This is a genomic window from Burkholderia anthina, from assembly GCF_902498995.1.
GTDB classification, from domain to species: domain Bacteria; phylum Pseudomonadota; class Gammaproteobacteria; order Burkholderiales; family Burkholderiaceae; genus Burkholderia; species Burkholderia anthina.
Map to the genome: position 1 here is coordinate 96,502 of NZ_CABVLY010000006.1, position 19,762 is coordinate 116,263.

Genomic DNA, 19,762 nt, shown 5'->3' on the forward strand with positions numbered 1-19,762 from the left:
GCAGGATCCGTGAATTCATCGTTCGTTCCGCGCGGCCGCTGCATGCGGCTCGCCGGGCGTCCGGCACGTGACCGGAATCGGCGTGCCTTCGAGTTGGAGCTGGTTCGGCAGCGTGTCGACCGTGCAGAGCGTGCGTTCGCCCGCCCGCACCGCGAGCACGGATTTCGGCTGCACCTGGGTCAGGAAGGCGGCGCCGCCCTCGCCCACGATGCCGAGCTCCTTGCCGTTCGCCGCGTCCTGCACCGATGCGCCGAACGGCAACGGCTTGCCGGGCGCATCGGTCAGCGTCAGGTACAGGTTGCTGCCGCGCGCGGCGGAAAACTTCGCGAAGCCGATCGCGCCGTCGGTCAGCACCATGCGCTGGATCGGGTTCGACACCTGCACCTCGAGCGGCAGCTTTTCGACGTTGACCGTCGCGTCGTACACGTTGTACGGCGAGATCCCGTCGAGCACCGCATAGCCGCGCGAATCGGTGTGCGTGAGCGTACCGGACAGCGGCACGTCGGGCACGCCGTCGGTCGACACCAGCAGGCGCGTGTCGCCCGCGTTGCCGTTCGAGTGGGCGGACACGCCGTACTGCGTCGCGACGAGCGAGCCGTCGAGCTCGAGCGACGCGGCCGCATACGCGTTCGCGACCGTCGACGCCTGCGCGGTGAGCTGGTACGTCGACGTGCGCTGGCGGAAGCTCGCGTTCGCCGCGGCGCGGCCGTCGGTCGCCCCCGCGTTGACCTGGTACGTGCGGCCGTCCGGATCGTCGTAGATGTAGCCCGCGTTCACGCTCGTGCTGCCGCTGCCCGTCGTCAGGTTCGACGTGACGGTGTGGCGCCCGCCGATCGGCAGCGTCGCGGTGACCGAGAACTGGTTGCCGCTCGCGCCCGCGCTCTGCGTGCGAAATGCCGACACGCTGACGTTCAGGTGGCGCAGCGTGCCGATCGAGAACGCGCGCGTGAGCGTCAGGCCGACGCGTTGCTCCGACGCGCGCGTCCAGTAGGTCGTCTGGTCGTACGAAAAGTAGGTCGACGTGTCGCCGAAACGCTTCGACATCGTCGCCGAGTAGCGCTGCTTGCTGTTGGCCAGGCCGTACGCGGTCGGGTCGCCCGAGAATTGCGCGAAGTTCGTGTATTCGCGCTCGGAGAAGCGATAGCCGAAGAAGCGCACGTCGGCATCCAGCCCGTCGAAGTGCTTCGAATAGTTCACGCGGTACGAGTTGCCGTTGCGCGTCGCGCCGTTCCACCACAGGCGTGCGCGCGCATGCGTGACGTCGGCCGACACCGCGCCGAACGCGCCGAAATCGCGGCCGACGCCGAGCGCGATCGACGTATAGCCCGACGCGGCGATGAAGCCGCCGTAGACGGTCACGTCGAACGGCAGCCCGTATGCGGCTTCGCCGAAACCGAAGAACGGCGTGATGCCGGCGCCGCCGAACTGGCGCGGCTTGCCGAGCGCGGCCTTGTAGCGGAGCTGGCCGGTGCGCGCGAGGAACGGCACGGCGGCCGTCGTCACCTGGAAGCGCTGTACGCTGCCGTCCTCTTCCTCGACCGCGACGTCGAGCGTGCCCTGCACGCTCGTGTTGACGTTCTGCAGTGCGAACGCGCCCGGCGACACGCGCGTCACGTACAGCACGCGGCCCGCCTGCGACACGGTCACGGTCGCATTGGTGCGCGCGACGCCCGAGATCAGCGGCGCATAGCCGCGCAGCGAAGGCGGCAGCATGCGATCGTCGCTGCGGATCGACGCGCCCGTCAGCGCGAACGTATCGAAGATGTCGGAGCTCAGGTAGTCGTCGCCGAACGTCACCGTCGACTGGATCGACGGCAGCGCGCGAAACGCATAGAGCCGGCTGAAGCGGAACGTGCGATCCGCGTACGCCGTGTTGCCGACGTTCGACTGCGCCTGGTAGTCGCCGCGAAAGCGCCATGCATCCCAGTTCGCGCCGATCGTCCCGTAGGCCTGGATCGAATTCGTCTGCGTGCCGCTCGTCCCGAAATTGCGGTTCGTGTTCGCGATCACGCGATAGTCGAGCATCGCGCCCGGAATCCCTTCGGACCAGCGCTCCGGCGGCAGGTAGGTCGAATCGGTGAATTCGAGCGCGGCCTGCGGAATCGTGATCTTGAGCCGCCCGTCGCTTTTCAGGTAACGCACCGTCGCGCCTTCGATCGCGCCCAGATCGACACAGCGGCCGCCCTGGAAGCGCGGCAGATCCTTCGCGAGCGAGCGCTTCAGCCCGAACTGCGCGACAAGCGCCGGAGGCAGGCACGGCTTGCCCGCGCCAGAATCGTCGACGGCGACGAACTCGATCGCCTGCAGCCCGTAGAACAGGTCGTTGACCTGCACGTCCAGCATGTACTCGCCCGGCAGCGTGAAATCGGGCTGCGAGAACTGCGACAGGTCGACATTGTTCGAGCCGTCGATGTTCAGAAACGATGAATTGAATTCCGTCGCATGGCTCTGGCTGCCGACGACCAGCACGGAGACGCAAAGGAAGGAATGTCTGATTCGCACGCGGTGCTATCGGGAAGTCCGACGAAGAAAGGCGGGAGGGAAAGAAAGAGGGAGAAAGGGTGCGCGCACCCCTTCCCCGGTACGGACGCTTATTGGTAGCGAACCGTGAAGTTCGCGACGCCGTCGGCGGTACCCGGCGTCACGCCGGCTGCCGTCGCTTCGTACATGGCCGCGAAGCGTGCGACGTTGGTGCCGTTCTGCAGGAGCGTCGGTGCCTTTTGCTCGGCGCCGTTGTCGAGGTATTCGCCCGATGCAGCCTGCAGGCGGATGCCGACGTTGGTGGCCGAACCGATCGTCGCGAGCAGCTTCGGCTGGCCCGAGCTCGACGTGCCCGTGAACGTGAAGTACGCGTTCTGCGCGATGCTGGTGTCGCAGTCGGTCAGCTGGATGTCGAAGGTGGTCGGCTTGGACTTGTCGCCGGCCTGCTTGAACACGTGCGTCGGCACCTTGCCGAGGTTCACGGTCTGGTTGTCCGAGCCCGAATCGATGCCGCATGCGCCCGCGACGATCTCGCCCGTGAAGTTGATCGTGCCGGTGCCGTCCGCGAAGGCCGACGTGGACAGGGCGGCAAGTGCGACAGCGGTCAGGAGGGATTTTTTCATCATGTTTTCCGTGTAGGTTGCGATGCGAATGGACGACGTGGCGGATACAAAAGGCAGCGTGTGGTTGGCTCCCGTCCGACACGAGGCGGCATTATCGAGATAACAATGAAAGAATTCTGTAAAGCATTGTTAAATTGAAAATGACATTGCCCGGTCTTCACTGTTTTGGATGAATTGCCTCTCTGAAATTTTCAATTTCGATATTTTCTTTTTCAGTCCTTTTTCATTTCATTGAGTCGATTGAAAATCAAGGACTTTTCAGGATCGAGGTCGTGCTTCGCCCGCCCTCCCTTGCGGGTATTGGCTTGGCAGGACGCATTCACCCAAATGACAAAACCCTGTCCAATACCGCCATCGTTGTCGAGTCGCAACGAAAACATCCGGCCATTCTCAAATGACAGGAAATTAACGATCGATTTACGTCAGCCCGAATCCGATACGCAAACGATTGCGAATCGATACAAACGTTTCACCGCGACACTTTGCCGCCATCATTATTTTCAATACGCAAATCAATCGAGTCGTCAATTCGGTTTCAAAAATCGTACGTAATGCCACGCGCCGCCGGGACAATCGGCGCATCGACACGGAGAAAGAGAAAGGAAGAAAGTCGGCACGGATTCGTGCCGTGCGGCGACACGATCGGTCGCCGCGCCCCTGACGAGCCGAAGGCGACGCTTCAGGCCGATCACCGGAAGGAGAAATGGGGATGACGACGCACGGCTGCGCGCGTCGCCGCTTTCTGCCGATGCGTCGACAGAAGCAATGCCACGCCAACGAGGGCAGCGACGACGCGTCGTCGCCCTGTCGCCGTGTACGGCTACGACATCACGCGGCAGACGCGTCGGCCGATGCCGGCGCCCACCCGCCGCCCAGCGCGCGATACAGCGCGATCGCGTTCGCGAGTCTGAGCGCCTTGAGCCGGATCAGCTCCTGTCCCGACTCGTACGTACTGCGCTGCGCGTCGAGCAGTTCGAGATAAGTCGCTACACCGCCCGCATAGCGGCGCTCGGCGAGCTTCAGCCGCGCGCCGTCCGCCGCATGGACGTCCTGCTGCGCGTCCAGTTGCCGGTCGATCCAGCCGCGCGCGGCAAACGCGTCGGCCACTTCGCGGAATGCGGTCTGCACGATCTTCTCGTATTCCGCGACCGCGATGTGCTTGCGCGCGTTCGCGACGTCGAGATTCGCGCGATTGCGCCCGCCCGCGAAAAGCGGCAGCGTGATGCGCGGCGCGAAGGTCCACACGCTCGTGCCGCCCGCGAACAGGCCCGAGAACGCGTCGCTGACCGAGCCGTAGTCGGTCGTCAGCGCGATGCGCGGAAAGAACGCCGCGCGCGCCGCGCCGATCTGCGCGTTCGCGGCCTTGAGCCGCGCCTCGGCCTGCCGGATGTCCGGCCGCCGTTCGAGCAGCGCGCTCGGTGCGCCGGGCGCCACCGGCGCCATCGCGAGCGTGTCGAGCGCGGTGCCGTCGGCCGGCACGTTGCGGGCGAAGTCGCCCGCGAGCCATTGCAGCGCTCGCACGGCCTGCGCGTGTTCGCGCGCCAGCGCGGCCTGCGACGCACGTGCGGAGGCGACGAGCATCTGCGCCGAACGCAGCTCGATCGCATCGCTCGTGCCGGCCGCGTAGCGACGCTGCGTGAGCGATGCGATGTGTTCCCGTGCGTCGAGCGTGCGCCGCGCCAGCGCCAGTTGCGCGTGCAACGAACGCTCCGACACGTACGCACCGGCGACTTCGGCAATCACGCCGATGCGCACCGTACGCTGCGCGTCGGCCGTCGCGAAATACTCGGCCAGCGCCGCATCGGAAAGACTGCGCACACGGCCGAACAGATCGAGTTCGTACGCGCTGACGCCGACGCCCGCACGATACAGCCCGCTTACCGCGCTCTCGCGCACGACCGGGTCGTACTGGCGCGTGCGCTCGTAGCCGAGATTCGCATCGACCGGCGGCATCAGGTCCGCACGCTGCACGCCGTACAGCGCGCGCGCTTCGTCGAGCCGTGCGGCAGCGATCCGCAGATCGCGATTGTTCGCGAGCGCCGCGTCGATCCATGCCTGCAGCGCCGGATCGGTGAAGTACCCGCGCCAGTCGTCGAGCAGCGCGGCATCGGCCGACGTCGCGGCGGCGGCTGCGGCTGCGGCTGCGGCGCCGTCGTCGACCGGCGCGTAGCTGCCCGGCACCGGCGCTGCCGGCCGCTCGTAACGCGGCGCGAGCGAGCAGCCCGCGAGCGCGAGCGCCGCGGCCAGCGCCAGTTGAACCTTCAGCGTCGCGCGTGCATTCCACGCAAACATCATTGCGAACCCTCCATCGTCGCCGGCTGCGCGCCGCCGCGTCGGCGCGGGCCGACGTCGAACAGGCGGCCGACGATCACGAAAAACAGCGGGACGAGAAACACCGCGAGCACCGTCGCCGTGATCACGCCGCCGAGCACGCCGGTGCCGATCGCCATCTGCGCGCCGGATGCGGCGCCCGACGCGAACGCGAGCGGCAGCACGCCGACCCCGAACGCGAGCGACGTCATCACGATCGGCCGCAGCCGCAGGCGTGCGGCCTCGAGCGCGGCGTCGACGAGTGGCATGCGCTGCGCGACCAGGTCCTTCGCGACTTCGACGATCAGGATCGCGTTCTTCGCGGACAACCCGATCGTCGCGATCAGCCCCACCTTGAAATAGATGTCGTTGGGCATTGCGCGCAGCGTGACGCCCAGCACCGCGCCGATCACGCCGAGCGGGACGACCAGCATCACCGCGAACGGGATCGACCAGCTCTCGTACAGCGCCGCGAGCGCGAGAAACACGACGAGCACCGACAGCGCGAACAGCATCGGCGCCTGCGAACCCGACAGCCGCTCCTCGAACGACTGCCCCGACCACGCGTGGCCGACGCCGGCCGGCAGCTTCCCGGCGAGCCGCTCGATCGCGCTCATCGCTTCGCCGCTGCTGTGGCCCGGCGCGGCCGAGCCGTTGATCGTGAACGACGGATAGCCGTTGTAGCGCGTGAGCTGCGGCGGCCCGAGCGTCCAGTGCAAGGTCGTGAACGCGGCGAGCGGCACCATCTCGCCGCGCGCGTTGCGCACGCGCAGCTTCTTCACGTCGTCCGGATCGAGCCGGTGCCGCCCGTCGGCCTGCACGACCACGCGGCGCACCTGCGTGCCGTGCATGAAGTCGCCGATATAGTCGGAGCCGAACATCACCGCGAGCGTCGTGTTGATCTCGTCCATCGACACGCCGAGCGCCGACGCTTTCGCGCGATCGATGTCGAGCTTCAGTTGCGGCGCGTCCTGCGTGCCCGCGAACATCAGGTCGGTGAGCGCCGAATCCTTGCCGCCCGCCGCGAGCAGCTGCTCGCGCGCGGCGCTGAATGCCGCGTAGTCGAGCCCGCCGCGGTTCTGCAGCCGGAAGTCGAAGCCGCTCGTCGAACCGAGATCGGGCAGCGCCGGCGAGTTCATCGCGAACACCGTCGTGTTCGGCGTATGCGCGAAGCGCTCGTTCACGCGCGCGACGATCGCCTGCACATGATCGCGTTCGGCCTTGCGCGCCTGCCAGGGCTTCAGCGTGACGAAGATCATCCCGCCGTTCGGCCCCTCGCCGTACAGGTTGAAGCCACCGAGCGCGAACGTGTACGCGGCCGGCTCGTCGTGCCGGATGTACGACTCGACCTCGCGCACGCTTTGCATCGTTTCCGCGAGCGGCGTGCCTTGCGGGCGGATCACCATCACCATGAAGTTGCCCTGGTCCTCGTCGGGCAGGAACGCGCTCGGCAGCTGCGTGAGCATCAGCGCCGCGGCCGCGGTCAGCGCGCCGTACACGACCAGCCAGCGCAGCGGCTGCTTCAGCATCGCGCCGACGCGCGTCGCATAACGCTGGGTCGAACGCGCGACGAAACGGTTGAACCCGCCGAAGAACCCACGCTTCTCGTGATGGTCGCCGGACACGGGTTTGAGCAGCGTCGCGCACAACGCGGGCGTCAGCGACAGCGCGAGGAACGCGGAGAAGCCGATCGATACCGCCAGCGCCAGCGCGAACTGCCGATAGATGTTGCCGACCGCGCCGCCGAAGAACGCCATCGGCACGAACACCGACGTCAGCACCACCGTGATGCCGACGATCGCGCCGCTGATCTGCCGCATCGCCTTCACGGTCGCGTCGTATGGGCCGAGCCCTTCCTCGACCATCAGCCGCTCGACGTTCTCGACGACGACGATCGCATCGTCGACGAGGATGCCGATCGCGAGCACCATCCCGAACATCGTCAGCACGTTGATCGAGAAGCCGGCCGCATACATCACGCCGAACGTGCCCGCGAGCGCGACCGGCACGACGAGCGTCGGGATCAGCGTCGCGCGCAGGTTCTGCATGAACAGGAACATCACGAGGAACACCAGCACGCCGGCCTCGATCAGCGTCGTGACGACCTTGTTCATCGACACGCGCACGAACGACGACGTCTCGTACGGGATCTGGTATTTCACGCCGGGCGGGAAATACGCGGACAGTTCGTCCATCGCCGCGCGCACGCGCCGCTCGGTCGCCACCGCGTTCGAGCCCGGCGCGAGCTTGATGCCCATGCCGGTCGCGACCTTGCCGTTCACGTACGACGGGTAGTTGTAGTCGTTGCCGCCGAATTCGACGCGCGCGACGTCGCGCAGGTACAGCGCCGAGCCGTCGGGTTGCGTGCGCAGTGCGATCGCGCCGAAATCGGCCGGCGTCTTCAGCGGCGCGTCGGCGAACACCGTCGCCGCGATCGGCGCGCTGTCCGGCACCGCGCTTCGGCCGATATCGCCCACCGTCACGCGCGCGTTGTGTGCGCGCACGGCCGATGCGATGTCCGATGCGGTGAGGTCGTGCCCGGCCATCTTCACCGGGTCGGGCCAGATCCGCATCGCATATTCGGCGCCCCAGAACTGCACCTTGCCGACGCCGTCGACGCGGCGCAGCGCCTGCACGACGTTCGCCGACGCGTATTCGCCGAGCTGCACGTCGGTCATGCGGCCGTCGTCCGACGTCAGCGACACGACGAGCTGGATGTTGTCGGCCGCCTTCTCGACCTGGATGCCGTCGCGACGCACGGGTTCGGGCAAGCGCGCCTCGACCGTCTTCAGCCGGTTCTGCACTTCGACGGCCGCGAGATCGGCATTCACGCCCTGCTTGAAGGTCAGGGACAGCGACGCCATCCCCGCGCTGCTCGTCGCGGACGTATACAGCAGCCCCGGTGCGCCGTTCATCTCGCGCTCGATCAGCGCGGTCACCGATTCCTCGACGACCTGCGCGGACGCGCCCGGATACGTCGCATAGATGCTGACGACGGGCGGCGCAATGTCCGGATACTGCGCGACCGGCAGCGCGCGAATCGCGAACGCGCCGCCGAGCATGATGAAGAGAGCGATCACCCATGCGAACACGGGGCGATCGATGAAGAAACGTGCCATGTTGGTTTATCCGGACCGGTCAGGTTTGACGGGCGGCCGCCTGTGATGCGGCCTGCGTCGGCGATGCCTTTTCGACGGGCTTGACGGGCGTGCCGGGCGCGAATTGGGCGGCGTTGTCGACGATCACGCGCTCGCCGCCCGCGAGCCCGCGCGTGATGCGCCAGTCGCGGCCGCTCATCTGGTCGGCGACGACTTCGACGTCCTTCACGTTGCCGCCCGCATCGACCACGCGCACCGACGTGCGATCGGTCGTGCGCAGCAGCGCATCGCGCGGCACGCGAATCGCGCGCTGGTCGACGGCCGCATCCAGCGCGATCCGCACGTACGCACCGGGCAGCAGCTCGCGCTCGGGATTCGGGAACAGCGCGCGCATCGCGACCGTATCGGTGGTCGGATCGACCGCGAGATCGCTGAACAGCAGCTTGCCCTTCAGCGGATACGCCGTGCCGTCGGCGCGCAACAGCGTCACCGCGACGTCGTGCTGTGCGATGCCCGTCGCGCGTCCGCTTTTCACCGCGCGGCGCAACGCATCGACGTCGGCGGCCGGCTGCGAGAAGTTTACGTAGATCGGGTCGAGCTGCTCGACGGTCGTGAGCGGCGTCGCCTGATCCTGGCCGACGAGCGCGCCTTCGGTCACGAGTGCGCGGCGCGCACGGCCCGCGATCGGCGCCGTGACGGTCGCATAGTCGAGCTGCAGCTGCGCGCGGGCGAGCTCCGCCTTCGCGGACGCGACGTCGGCCTTCGCCTGCGTATCGCCGGCGACGGCCTCGGTGTGATCGCGCTCGCTGACCGCGCGGTCGCGCACCAGATCGTCGTAACGGCTGCGCTTGTCGCTTGCCGCCAGCGCGGCGGCCTGCGCTTTCGCGAGCGCGGCCTGCGCGGCGTCGCGCGCGGCTTTCAGCGGCGCGGGATCGATGCGGAACAGCACCGCGCCCTGCTTCACTTCCTGGCCTTCCTCGTAAGTACGCGCGGTGACGATGCCCGCGACCCGGGCGCGCACTTCCGCCTGCCGGTAGGCGTCGAGCCGGCCCGGCAACTCGACGGTCATCGGCACGGCCGTGGGACGGACGGTCACGACCGTCGCGCTCTGGATGGCCTCCGGCGCCTTGTCCTTTTCGCCCTTTCCGCAGCCGGCCACGACCAGCAGGGCCGCGAGCGCGAACGGCGCCAGCCGGGCGCGGCGCGACAACGAACGTTTGTTATTCATGTGTGATCTCGATCGTTCGCCGCCGATACAATGCGGCGGCTCAGGGTGGCCGATTATAATCAGTCATGACTGATTAAATATGTGCATGTGTCATCCGTCCGTCATACTGTCTCAATAAAACGACAGCAAACTGTAAGGAAATTCACGACATGGCCCGCAAGACCCGGGAAGAATCGCTCGCCATCAAGCACCGGATCCTCGACGCCGCCGAGCTCGTGCTGCTCGAGAAAGGCGTCGCGCAGACGGCGATGGCGGATCTCGCCGAGGCCGCCGGCATGTCGCGCGGCGCCGTCTACGGGCATTACCGCAACAAGATGGAAGTGTGTCTGGCGATGTGCGACCGCGCGTTCGCGCGCACGTCCGAAGGCTTCGACGCGGGCGACACCCTTCCCGCGTTCGGCACGCTGCGCCGCGCCGCGTCGCACTATCTGCAGCAATGCGGCGAGCCTGGCGCGATGCAGCGCGTGCTGGTGATCCTCTATACGAAGTGCGAACAGAGCGAGGAGAACGGCGCGCTGCAACGGCGCCGGATGCTGCTCGAGCTGCAGATGCTGCGCATCGCGAAGGCGCTGCTGCGCCGCGCGATCGCGGCCGGCGAACTCGCGGCCGAGCTCGACGTGCATCTCGCGGCCGTCTATCTCGTGTCGCTGCTCGAAGGCGTGTTCGCGTCGATGATCTGGACCAACCGGCTGCGCGGGAATCTGTGGAACGACGCCGAAGCGATGCTCGACGCCGGTTTCGATGCGGTCCGCACCTCCGCCGCGCTGCGCGGGCGCGCGCAAAAATTGCCAGATTGACGAAAAACGGCGCAACAAATGCCGATCACTCCCGATTTACCGCAGTGCGAAACGAATGAGCCGACCCTCTTTAAAATTTTTAACATTTTGCGGAACATCGGTAGACTGACGCGGTCATCTTTCTTTAGCGTCTTCGTGACAAGTCGGGTTCGACCCGGCAAACCCACGCCGCCGTTCGAAGCGGGCCTGCCCGCGAGTTGGGTCGAACGGAAACGACACAGGCCCTTCGGAGGGCCTGTTTTGTTGCACGCCCGTCGCCCCGCCCCGTCGTCGCCCGACGGATGTGCCGCCGACGGCTCCTGCCCACACCTCTTTGAACCGTTTTCCTGGATGTGGACACTTTTGGTCAAGCCTGCCGCAACTCCTGATGCTTTCGCGCCCGGCCGCGCGCAGCGCCTCGTGCGTGCGCTCGTGCCGGCCGCCGTGCTCGGCGCCCTCGCCGCCTTCGGTCTCGCCGCCGCACTGCCGGCCGTCTCGCAACTGCCGGGCGCCGTCGATTCCGGCACCGCCGCGCTGCCGCAGCGCGTGCTGTCCGACACGCCGTTTCCTACCGCGCAGCATTTCGTGACGAGCGAGCTCGCACGCACGATCGGCGAGCGCAACGAACTCAATGGACGCAACGACCGGAATCCGCAACCAGGCCTGTTCGCCCCGCTCAGCGCGCACCGTAACGACATGCTCGGCTATGCGAGCCTGTTCCGGTTCGCGCCGCCCGAGCACCAGCACGGGATGCGTGCCGGCGACATCGAACTCACGCTGTCCGATACGCTGAATCGCCTGGACGTGCCGCCCGAAGTGCGTATCCAGCTTGGCGATATCGTCACCGGCAAGGTCGCGATGCGCGCGAGCGCGCATCGCGGCGACTACTACCGCCTCGCGTACGACACGGACAACGGCACGCCGCACCTCACGGCACTCGAGCTGCGCGTCGCGGGCCGCACGTTCGGCGCGATCTGGTTCCGCGCGCCGGGCGCCGGGCACGGTGCGTACTACACGCTCGACGGCGCGCCGCTCGAAGCGGCCGCGTTCACGATGCCGGTCGCGTGGACGCGCATCAGCTCGTTCTTCGGCGAACGCATCCACCCGCTGTCGCAGGCGATGGCGTTCCATACCGGCGTCGATCTCGCCGCGCCGACCGGCACGCCCGTCAATGCGGCGGCCGACGGCGTCGTGTCGTTCGTCGGCACCGACCCGGGCGGCTACGGCCACTACGTGATCGTCGATCACGCCGACGGCTATTCGACGTACTACGCCCACCTGTCCGCGTACGCGCGCGGGCTGAAGACGGGCGAAACCGTGAAGCAGGGCCAGCGCATCGGTTCCGTCGGGATGACCGGCGCGGCCACCGGCCCGCATCTGCACTTCGAAGTGCGGATCGCGAACGACCCGGTCGATCCGCTCGTCACGCTTGCGAACGCGCAGACGGGGCTCTCCGACATGCAGCTCACCGCGTTCCGCCAGGAAGCGGTGCAATGGCGCGGCCGCCTCGCGTCGATCAATACGTCGCCGTTCGCGTTCGCACAGGGCGACGGCCCGTTGTGGGGCGACTTCGCAACCGGCCCGTCCACGCTGCGCGCGGTCTTCAATTCGAGCTGCAGCGCATCCTGATGCGCCAATCCGCCTGCCGCCGCTTGCGTGGCGGCGGCGCGGCATGCCGCGGGCTATCCGCAGACCATCACACCGTCCATCACGCCCGGGAATCGGCCGCACGCATCGGCCATGCGTGCCCGAGTGCGGCGCGCCGTCACCTCGCCGATTCCGTGCGTCCGGTTGTCGCCTGCGCAATGCGTTCCGCGCGCGGACGACGCGTCAGCAGCCAGCGCGCGGCGCCGTCGAGCGACGTGCACAGCACCAGATAGATCGCCGCGACGAACAGGAAGATCGGCGCCGGATAGATCATCAGCCGGTTGTTCACCTGCGTCGCGACGAAAGACAGTTCCGGCACGCCGACGATATACGCGAGCGACGTGTCCTTCACGAGCGCGACCCACTGGTTGACGAACGACGGCGTCATGATCCGGATCGCCTGCGGCAGCAGCACGTAGCGCACCGTCTGCCAGCGCGTGAGCCCGAGCGACAGCCCGGCCTGCCACTGCCCGTCGCCGGCCGCGACGATGCCCGCATGCACCGCGTGCGCGAGATACGCGCCGCCGATCAGGGCCAGCGCGCAGACGACCGTCGCGAGCCCCGGCACGTCCATGTGCAGCAGCATCGGCATCAGGAAGTACGTCCAGAAGATCAGCATCAGCACCGGAATCGCGCGAAAGAAGCCGATGAACGCGAGCAACAGCACGCGTGCCGGGCCGCGCGCGAGCGCCATCGCGACGCCGAGCGCCACACCGAGCACGGCCGACGCAAGCGCCGACGCGATCGCCAGCACGAGCGACAGCGCGGCGCCGCCGAGCGGGCCGTCCGGGAACGCACCCACGAGCAGATACGGCAGGTTGGAGAGCAGCAGCGAGACATCCATCGTCAGCGCCCTGCCCCGAGCCGGTCGCGCCATTGCGTGGCCGCGTATGCGCCGGCCTCGATCGCGGCGGCCGCGGCGACGTACAGCACGGTCGCGACGCCGAACGCGGCAAACGTCTTGAACGTTTCCGTCTCGACCTGCCGCGATGCGTACGACAGCTCGGCCACGCCGATCGCCATCGCGAGCGACGAATTCTTCACGAGATTCATGTATTGACCGAACAGCGGCGGCAGTGCGATGCGCACGGCCTGCGGCAGCACCACGTAGCGCAGCGACTGCATCGGCGTGAGACCCAGCGCCGTGGCCGCGTCGTGCTGCGCGCGGCGCACGCCGCGCAGGCCCGCTTCGCACTCTTCGGCGACGAACGCGGTCGTGTACGCGCTCAACCCGATCCAGCCCGCGACGAATTCGAACGACGGCCACGCGAGCGTGAGCGGCCCCACGCTCACGTCATGGCGCGCGTTCAGCCACGCGGTCCACGTGTCGGGCAGCAGCGACGCGACGCCGAAATACCAGAACAGCAGTTGCACGAGCAGCGGCGTATTGCGGAACGCAACGACGTAACCGGTCGCCAGCATGCGCAGCGCGTTGCCGCGCGCATGCCGCATCACCGCGAGCAACAGCCCGCCGACGGTCGCGACGACGGCCGACGCGGCCGAGAGACCGAGCGTCAGCAGAAAGCCCTGCCAGAGCCAGGACAGATATTTGGGAGCCAACCCGAGCATGCCGTGGTGCGCGCGCGAAACGCGCGATAAGAAGAGACGGATAAGAACGGAAAACGCCGCGAACCGCGCACGCCGGCCCGGCCGGCGGCGGAAACGCGGCGCGCGGCGCGCGGCGCGCTCGGCTCAGGTCTTGTCGCCGATACGGAAGATGCGCGTGAGCGGCGTCTTCGTCGTCGGCCCGAACCACGCGTCGTAGATCTGCCCCGCGCGGCCGTTCGCCTCGAGCCCCTTGAGCGTGTCGTTCACGAAGCCGAGCAGGCGCGTCTCGCCCTTCGGCACGCCGACACCCATGTAGTCGTTCGAGATCGTGAACGCCGGGATCTCGTAGTTCTGCTTATCGGGCACGTTCGCAAGCAGGCCGATCAGCTTCGGCCCGTCCTGCGTGATCGCCTGCACGTTGCCGGCGCGCAGCGCGGCGAACGCGAACGGCGTGTCGTCATACGCGACGATCGTCGCCTTCGGGTATTTCTCGCGCAGCGTGATTTCGTTCGTCGTGCCCTTGTCCGCGCCGACGCGCAGGCCGTTCAGCTGGTCGGCCGATTTCAGCACGCCCTTCTTCGCGAGGAACTGCTGGCCCGACGAGAAATACGGAATGCTGAAGTCGACCTGCTTCGCGCGCTCGTCGGTGATCGTGAAGTTGGCGAGCACCAGATCGACCTTGCCGGAGGTCAGGAACGGAATGCGGTTCGCCGGGTTGGTCGGCTGAATCTGAAGCTTCACGCCGAGCTTGTCGGCCAGCGCCTTCGCATAGTCGACGTCGAGGCCGACGATGTGATTGCTCTTGCCGTCGACATAGCCGAACGGCGGATTGCTGTCGAACGTCGCGACGCGCAGCACGCCGGCCTTCTTGATGTCGTCGAGCCGGTCCGCATGCGCGACCGTGCCGGCCGTCACGAGTGCGGCGCCGACGAGCCACGTAGCGAGAGTGTGGATTTTCATGAGCACGACCTGATTTGTTATGAAGGCCGCCGCGGATCGCGCGGCGGCCGGTTCGAGGAACATCGCGACGCAGCGTGTTGTCGCGAAGCCGCTAACGTATCAGCGCGTGCGGCGAATCCGAACCAACAAATGGTGCTTTGCTCTGCGGCATTCGTGATGAGGCGCGCAGGTCGCGGGCACACAAATCCCGAGCACAAAAAAAGACGCCCGCTGCACGCAGCGGGCGAGAATCCCAGTCAAGGAGGTGTCACACGAACTACGGGTTCAGAATAAAAGCATCGCCCGCGGCCGACAACGAAGCGATTCCGATATCGATATCGCGGAGGCCGCGATGAGCTTGCACGCGTGCGTGCGATCCCGCGCCGGATGAAAAAACGGCGCGCCACCTGCATGGCGGAGCGCCGTCGTATCAGGTGCTGCGTACGGCATGCTGCCGTGTTGCATGCCGCAGCGGACGACCCGGCCGCATCGGCCGGGCGGCCCGATCGATCACGGTTCGTGACGCAGATACCCTTCCTTGCTCGGATCGCGCATCCGCCACGACACGATCAGCGAGATCGCGCACAGCACGGTCACGTACCAGTAGAAGGTTTCCTCGCTGCCGATCGACTTGAACCACAGCGCGACGTACTCGGCCGAGCCGCCGAAGATCGCGTTTGCGACCGCATACGACAGGCCGACGCCCATCGCGCGCACTTCCGGCGGAAACATCTCGGCCTTGATCAGGCCGCTGATCGACGTGTAGAAGCTGACGATCGCCAGCGCGATCGTGATCAGCACGAACGCGGCCACCGGGCTCGTCACCGTCTTCAGCGTATGCATCAGCGGCACCGTGCCGATCACCGCGAACGCACCGAACAGGATCATCGACGTGCGGCGGCCGATCTTGTCGGACAGCGCGCCGAACACCGGCTGCATCAGCATGTAGACGAGCAGCGCGACGGTCATCACGTTGCTGGCCGTCTTCGCATGCATGCCGGCCGTGTTCACCAGGTACTTCTGCATGTACGTCGTGAACGTGTAGAAGATCAGCGAGCCGCCGGCCGTGAAGCCGACCACCGTGAAAAACGCGCCCTTGTGCTGCCACACGCCGCGGATCGTGCCGGCGTCCTTCTTGTCGCGCGACGCGCTCGTCGACGTTTCGTCGAGCGACTTGCGCAGGTACAGCGAGATCAGCGCGGCGGCCGCACCGCAGACGAACGGAATCCGCCAGCCCCACGCCTTCAGTTCGTCATGCGACAGCGTCTGCTGCAGGATCACGAGCACCAGCAGCGCGCACAGCTGGCCGCCGATCAGCGTCACGTACTGGAACGACGCGAAGAAGCCGCGCCGCCCCTTCAGCGCGACCTCGCTCATGTAGGTCGCGCTCGTGCCGTATTCGCCGCCCACCGACAGGCCCTGGAACAGCCGCGCGACCAGCAGCAGCGCCGGCGCCAGCGCGCCGATCTGCGCATAGGTCGGCAGCACCGCGATCACGAGCGAACCGCCGCACATCATCAGCACCGAGATCATCATCGCCGCGCGGCGCCCGTGCCGGTCGGCGATGCGGCCGAACAGCCAGCCGCCGATCGGACGCATCAGGAAGCCCGCCGCGAACACGCCGGCCGTGTTCAGCAGCTGCGTCGTCGTATTGCCGCTCGGGAAGAATGCCGGTGCGAAATACAGCGCGCAGAACGAGTAGATATAGAAGTCGAACCACTCGACGAGGTTGCCCGATGAGGCGCCGACGATGGCGAACACGCGCCGCCGGGTGTCGTGCGCGGACAGCGCAGCTTGGTCGGTCTGGACGTCCATGGATGGGTCTGTTCCTTTTAGTGCTTTCTGGGCGAGACGGCTGGGGGCCGCCGCGTGCGGTCACACGTGGCACCGGTTCCGGCGCACGGCGCTACGGGATTTTAGCGAAATGTAAAGTAACAGGCTCTCCGGGTTCGTCCGGATGTAGAAAATTTTTCTCTTGTCGCGCGCTCGTCATATGAAAACGCCAGCCCTCAGGCTGGCGTTTCATGCAAACAATCCGTATCGATGCTCAGACGTGCACCTCCGGCGGCACGTAGCGGCACTCGTAGCGCTTGCGCACGGTACCGGCCTCGTCGACGCTTTCCAGGAACACGTCGAACTGCCAGAGCCGCGCCATGTGCTTGAGCACTTCGTCGCTGTCGTTCGACAGATGGCGGTTGTCGGTCATGAAGTGACGCAGCGTGAGACTGCGGTCGCCGCGTGTGTTCACCGCCCACACCTGGATGTTCGGTTCGCGATGATGGATGTCGTACTGCCGCGACAGTGCCTGCCGCACATACTGATAGCCGGATTCGTCGTGGATCGCCGACACCTCGAGCGAATCGCGCATGTCGTCGTCGAGCACCGAGAAGAGCCGCATCTCGCGAATCAGGTTCGGCGACAGATACTGCGCGATGAAGCTCTCGTCCTTGAAGTTGCGCATCGCGTAGTGCATCGCCGGCAGCCACGGCGTGCCCGCGATCTCCGGAAACCACTTGTAGTCCTCTTCCGTCGGCGACTCGCAGATCCGCCGGATGTCGCTCATCATCGAGAAACCGAGCGCATACGGATTGATCCCGCTGTAGTACGGCTTCGTGACGGGCGGCTGGTAGACCACGTTGCTGTGCGAATGGAGGAACTCCATCATGAAGCCGTCTTCCAGCTTGCCCTGGTTGTAGAGCGTGTTCAGCAGCGTGTAGTGCCAGAACGTCGCCCAGCCTTCGTTCATCACCTGCGTCTGCCGCTGCGGATAGAAGTACTGGCCGATCTTGCGCACGATGCGGATCACTTCCCGCTCCCACGGCTCGAGCAGCGGCGCGTTCTTCTCCGCGAAATACAGCAGGTTCTCCTGCGGCTCCGGCGGGTAGCGCTCTTCCTGCTCCTCCATCTGCTCGGGCTTCTTGCCCGGCAGCGTGCGCCACAGCTCGTTGACCTGCGACTGCAGATACGCCTCGCGTTCGCGCCGCAGCGCGGCTTCCTTCGACAGCGACGGTTTCTGCGGCCGCTTGTAGCGGTCGACGCCATAGTTCATCAGCGCATGGCACGAATCGAGCAGTTCCTCGACGCGATCGAGCCCGTAGCGCTCCTCGCATTCGGCGACGTAGTTCTTCGCGTACACGAGATAGTCGATGATCGCGTGCGCGTCGGTCCACAGCCGGAACAGGTAGTTGCCCTTGAAGAACGAGTTGTGTCCGTACGCCGCGTGCGCGATGACGAGCGCCTGCATCGTCATCGTGTTTTCTTCCATCAGATACGCGATGCACGGATTCGAATTGATGACGATTTCGTACGCGAGGCCCATCTGGCCGCGGCGATAGCTCTTCTCGGTCGCGAGGAAGTGCTTGCCGAACGACCAGTGCCGGTAGTTGACCGGCATCCCGACCGACGCATAGGCATCCATCATCTGCTCGGCGCTGATCAGTTCGAGCTGGATCGGATAGATGTCGAGCTCGTATTGCTCGGCGACCTGCGCGATGTGCGTGTCGTATTCCTCGAGCAGTTCGAACGTCCAGTCGGACGGGCACGGCAGCGGCTTGCGTTCGGCAACGTTCATACGCGCTTCCTTTTGCCCGGCTCCGGGCAAGTCGGCGGCCGGCGCCGACGCGTCGGTCCGGCCGCTTTGCTGCGATGCGGCAGGGCCGGCCGTGTCGTCGCCGGAAGGGCGCGGCGCATAGCCGCGCGACTCGTTGTGCAGGTGGCGGGTCGTCATGACATTTCCACCTGTTTTTCGAACAATTCGCGAAACACCGGGTAAATGTCGGCAGCCGATTCGACCTTTTTCATCGCGAGATGCGGTTGCGACAGCGCCAGTTGCGCGTACTCCAGCCACAGGTTCTGCTCTTCCGGTGCGACCTGGATATACGCGAAGTAGCGCGTCTTGGTGAGGATATCCTCTTCCAGCATTTTGCGACACTTCGGCGAATCGTCGGTCCAGTTGTCGCCGTCCGACGCCTGCGCACCGTAGATGTTCCACTCCGTCGGCGAGTAGCGCTCGTTCATCACCTTGCGCATCAGCTCGAGCGCGCTCGACACCACCGTGCCGCCGCTTTCGGTCGAATGGAAGAAGGTGTCCTCGTCGACTTCCTCGGCACGCGTATGGTGGCGGATGAACACGACCTCGATGCGCTCGTAGTTGCGCTTCAGGAACAGGTACAGCAGGATGAAGAAGCGCTTCGCGAGATCCTTGCGCTGCTCGTCCATCGAACCCGACACATCCATCAGGCAGAACATCACGGCCTGGCTCGACGGCTGCGGCTGCTTCACGCGATTGATGTAGCGCAGGTCGAACGGATCGATGAACGGAATTCGCCAGATGCGCCCTTTCAGGTGATGGATCTCGGCTTCGAGCGCGGCGATTTCCGTGCGACGGTCCTCGGTGTCGTTCTTCAGCGCCTCGAGCTGCGCCTCGAGTTCGCGCAGCTCGTTGACGAGCGGCGAGCCGAGCGCGATGCGCCGGCCGAGCGCGCTCCTGAGCGAACGCACGACGTCGATGTTGTTCGGCGTGCCTTCCGCCGACCAGCCCGCGCGCACGTTCTTCCAGCTCGGCACCGTCAACAGGTGCGTCTTCACGAGGCGCGGCAGTTCGAGATCGTCGAAGAAATACTGCATGAATTCGTCGCGGGACAGCTCGAACACGAAGTCGTCCTGACCTTCGCCCTCGTTGCTCGCCTGACTGCCGCCGCCGCCCGAGCCGCCTTGCGGGCGCGGAATCTTGTCGCCGCGGATGTAGTCCTCGTTGCCCGGGTGCACGTACTCGCGGCGCCCGCCCGGCCCGTGCCGGAAATTCGGCTCGGCGATGTCCTTGCGCGGGATCGTGATGCTCTGCGTGCTCTGGATATCCTTGATGCTACGGTCGCGCACCGCGTCGGACACGGCACGACGAATGTAGTTCTTGACGCGACGCAGAAAGCGTTCGCGATTGGCGATGCTCTTGTTCTTGCCGGCCAGCCTGCGGTCGATGATTTGATGAAGCACTCCCGGTCTCCCGCTCGAAAGTCGATCTGCCGGGGCACTCGCCGCGCATGCCGTCTGCCGTCATGCGGGCGGCGCCTCTGAAGGCGCCCGCGCGGACGAACCGCACGGGCGCGGTACCGC

The 19,762-nt window shown here is 66.3% G+C and carries 14 protein-coding genes; 2 read left to right on the top strand and 12 right to left on the bottom strand.

Annotation, left to right across the window (positions count from 1 at the left end):
* Positions 1-15: 15 nt before the first annotated feature.
* The 6 genes from BME24068_RS10280 to BME24068_RS10305 form a co-directional block, all read right to left on the bottom strand.
* Positions 16-2,502, bottom strand: coding sequence for a fimbria/pilus outer membrane usher protein (locus BME24068_RS10280; protein ID WP_478209913.1), 2,487 nt, complete (start codon positions 2,500-2,502; stop codon positions 16-18).
* Between the two features lie 89 nt (positions 2,503-2,591).
* Entirely contained in the window at positions 2,592-3,104 is a 513-nt protein-coding gene (locus BME24068_RS10285) for a fimbrial protein (protein ID WP_096505382.1), read from the bottom strand.
* Positions 3,105-3,316: 212 nt separating this feature from the next.
* Complete coding sequence (locus BME24068_RS10290; RefSeq protein ID WP_174926005.1) at positions 3,317-3,475, bottom strand: hypothetical protein; 159 nt, start codon at positions 3,473-3,475, stop codon at positions 3,317-3,319.
* A 457-nt stretch (positions 3,476-3,932) separates the two neighbouring features.
* On the bottom strand, positions 3,933-5,396 hold the full coding sequence (locus BME24068_RS10295) for an efflux transporter outer membrane subunit (RefSeq protein WP_174926081.1): 1,464 nt from the start codon (positions 5,394-5,396) through the stop codon (positions 3,933-3,935).
* Positions 5,396-8,533: a multidrug efflux RND transporter permease subunit gene (locus BME24068_RS10300; RefSeq protein WP_174926006.1), complete on the bottom strand. Its 3,138-nt coding sequence runs from the start codon at positions 8,531-8,533 to the stop codon at positions 5,396-5,398. Before BME24068_RS10300 ends, BME24068_RS10295 begins: the two co-directional genes overlap by 1 nt.
* A 19-nt stretch (positions 8,534-8,552) precedes the next feature.
* Positions 8,553-9,740, bottom strand: a complete 1,188-nt coding sequence (locus BME24068_RS10305; protein WP_174926007.1) for a MexX/AxyX family multidrug efflux RND transporter periplasmic adaptor subunit — start codon at positions 9,738-9,740, stop codon at positions 8,553-8,555.
* A gap of 149 nt (positions 9,741-9,889) precedes the next feature.
* On the opposite strand from BME24068_RS10305, the gene BME24068_RS10310 reads away from it, so the two are divergent.
* Both BME24068_RS10310 and BME24068_RS10315 read left to right on the top strand, forming a co-directional pair.
* Positions 9,890-10,537, top strand: a complete 648-nt coding sequence (locus tag BME24068_RS10310; RefSeq protein WP_096505388.1) for a TetR family transcriptional regulator — start codon at positions 9,890-9,892, stop codon at positions 10,535-10,537.
* 342 nt (positions 10,538-10,879) lie between these two features.
* Positions 10,880-12,145, top strand: coding sequence for a M23 family metallopeptidase (locus tag BME24068_RS10315; protein WP_478209914.1), 1,266 nt, complete (start codon positions 10,880-10,882; stop codon positions 12,143-12,145).
* Between the two features lie 136 nt (positions 12,146-12,281).
* Here the strand turns inward: BME24068_RS10315 and BME24068_RS10320 are convergent, their stop codons facing one another.
* The 6 genes from BME24068_RS10320 to BME24068_RS10345 form a co-directional block, all read right to left on the bottom strand.
* The gene (locus tag BME24068_RS10320; RefSeq protein ID WP_174926009.1) at positions 12,282-13,007 is read right to left on the bottom strand and encodes an amino acid ABC transporter permease; all 726 of its coding nucleotides are present in this window, start codon (positions 13,005-13,007) and stop codon (positions 12,282-12,284) included.
* A gap of 2 nt (positions 13,008-13,009) precedes the next feature.
* On the bottom strand, positions 13,010-13,732 hold the full coding sequence (locus BME24068_RS10325; protein WP_174926010.1) for an amino acid ABC transporter permease: 723 nt from the start codon (positions 13,730-13,732) through the stop codon (positions 13,010-13,012).
* Positions 13,733-13,855: 123 nt separating this feature from the next.
* Complete coding sequence (locus BME24068_RS10330) at positions 13,856-14,671, bottom strand: ABC transporter substrate-binding protein (protein ID WP_096505474.1); 816 nt, start codon at positions 14,669-14,671, stop codon at positions 13,856-13,858.
* 489 nt (positions 14,672-15,160) lie between these two features.
* The gene (locus BME24068_RS10335) at positions 15,161-16,465 is read right to left on the bottom strand and encodes an MFS family transporter (protein WP_096505396.1); all 1,305 of its coding nucleotides are present in this window, start codon (positions 16,463-16,465) and stop codon (positions 15,161-15,163) included.
* 232 nt (positions 16,466-16,697) lie between these two features.
* Complete coding sequence (locus tag BME24068_RS10340; RefSeq protein WP_174926011.1) at positions 16,698-18,377, bottom strand: SpoVR family protein; 1,680 nt, start codon at positions 18,375-18,377, stop codon at positions 16,698-16,700.
* The gene (locus tag BME24068_RS10345) at positions 18,374-19,642 is read right to left on the bottom strand and encodes a YeaH/YhbH family protein (RefSeq protein ID WP_096505400.1); all 1,269 of its coding nucleotides are present in this window, start codon (positions 19,640-19,642) and stop codon (positions 18,374-18,376) included. Before BME24068_RS10345 ends, BME24068_RS10340 begins: the two co-directional genes overlap by 4 nt.
* Between the last annotated feature and the right edge of the window lie 120 nt (positions 19,643-19,762).

Coding starts and splice junctions, on each gene's coding strand:
- BME24068_RS10295 (WP_174926081.1), bottom strand. CDS start 5,396: ATGTTTGCGTGGAATGCACGCGCGACGCTGAAGGTTCAACTGGCGCTG.
- BME24068_RS10285 (WP_096505382.1), bottom strand. CDS start 3,104: ATGAAAAAATCCCTCCTGACCGCTGTCGCACTTGCCGCCCTGTCCACG.
- BME24068_RS10300 (WP_174926006.1), bottom strand. CDS start 8,533: ATGGCACGTTTCTTCATCGATCGCCCCGTGTTCGCATGGGTGATCGCT.
- BME24068_RS10305 (WP_174926007.1), bottom strand. CDS start 9,740: ATGAATAACAAACGTTCGTTGTCGCGCCGCGCCCGGCTGGCGCCGTTC.
- BME24068_RS10320 (WP_174926009.1), bottom strand. CDS start 13,007: ATGGATGTCTCGCTGCTGCTCTCCAACCTGCCGTATCTGCTCGTGGGT.
- BME24068_RS10310 (WP_096505388.1), top strand. CDS start 9,890: ATGGCCCGCAAGACCCGGGAAGAATCGCTCGCCATCAAGCACCGGATC.
- BME24068_RS10325 (WP_174926010.1), bottom strand. CDS start 13,732: ATGCTCGGGTTGGCTCCCAAATATCTGTCCTGGCTCTGGCAGGGCTTT.
- BME24068_RS10340 (WP_174926011.1), bottom strand. CDS start 18,377: ATGACGACCCGCCACCTGCACAACGAGTCGCGCGGCTATGCGCCGCGC.
- BME24068_RS10330 (WP_096505474.1), bottom strand. CDS start 14,671: ATGAAAATCCACACTCTCGCTACGTGGCTCGTCGGCGCCGCACTCGTG.
- BME24068_RS10335 (WP_096505396.1), bottom strand. CDS start 16,465: ATGGACGTCCAGACCGACCAAGCTGCGCTGTCCGCGCACGACACCCGG.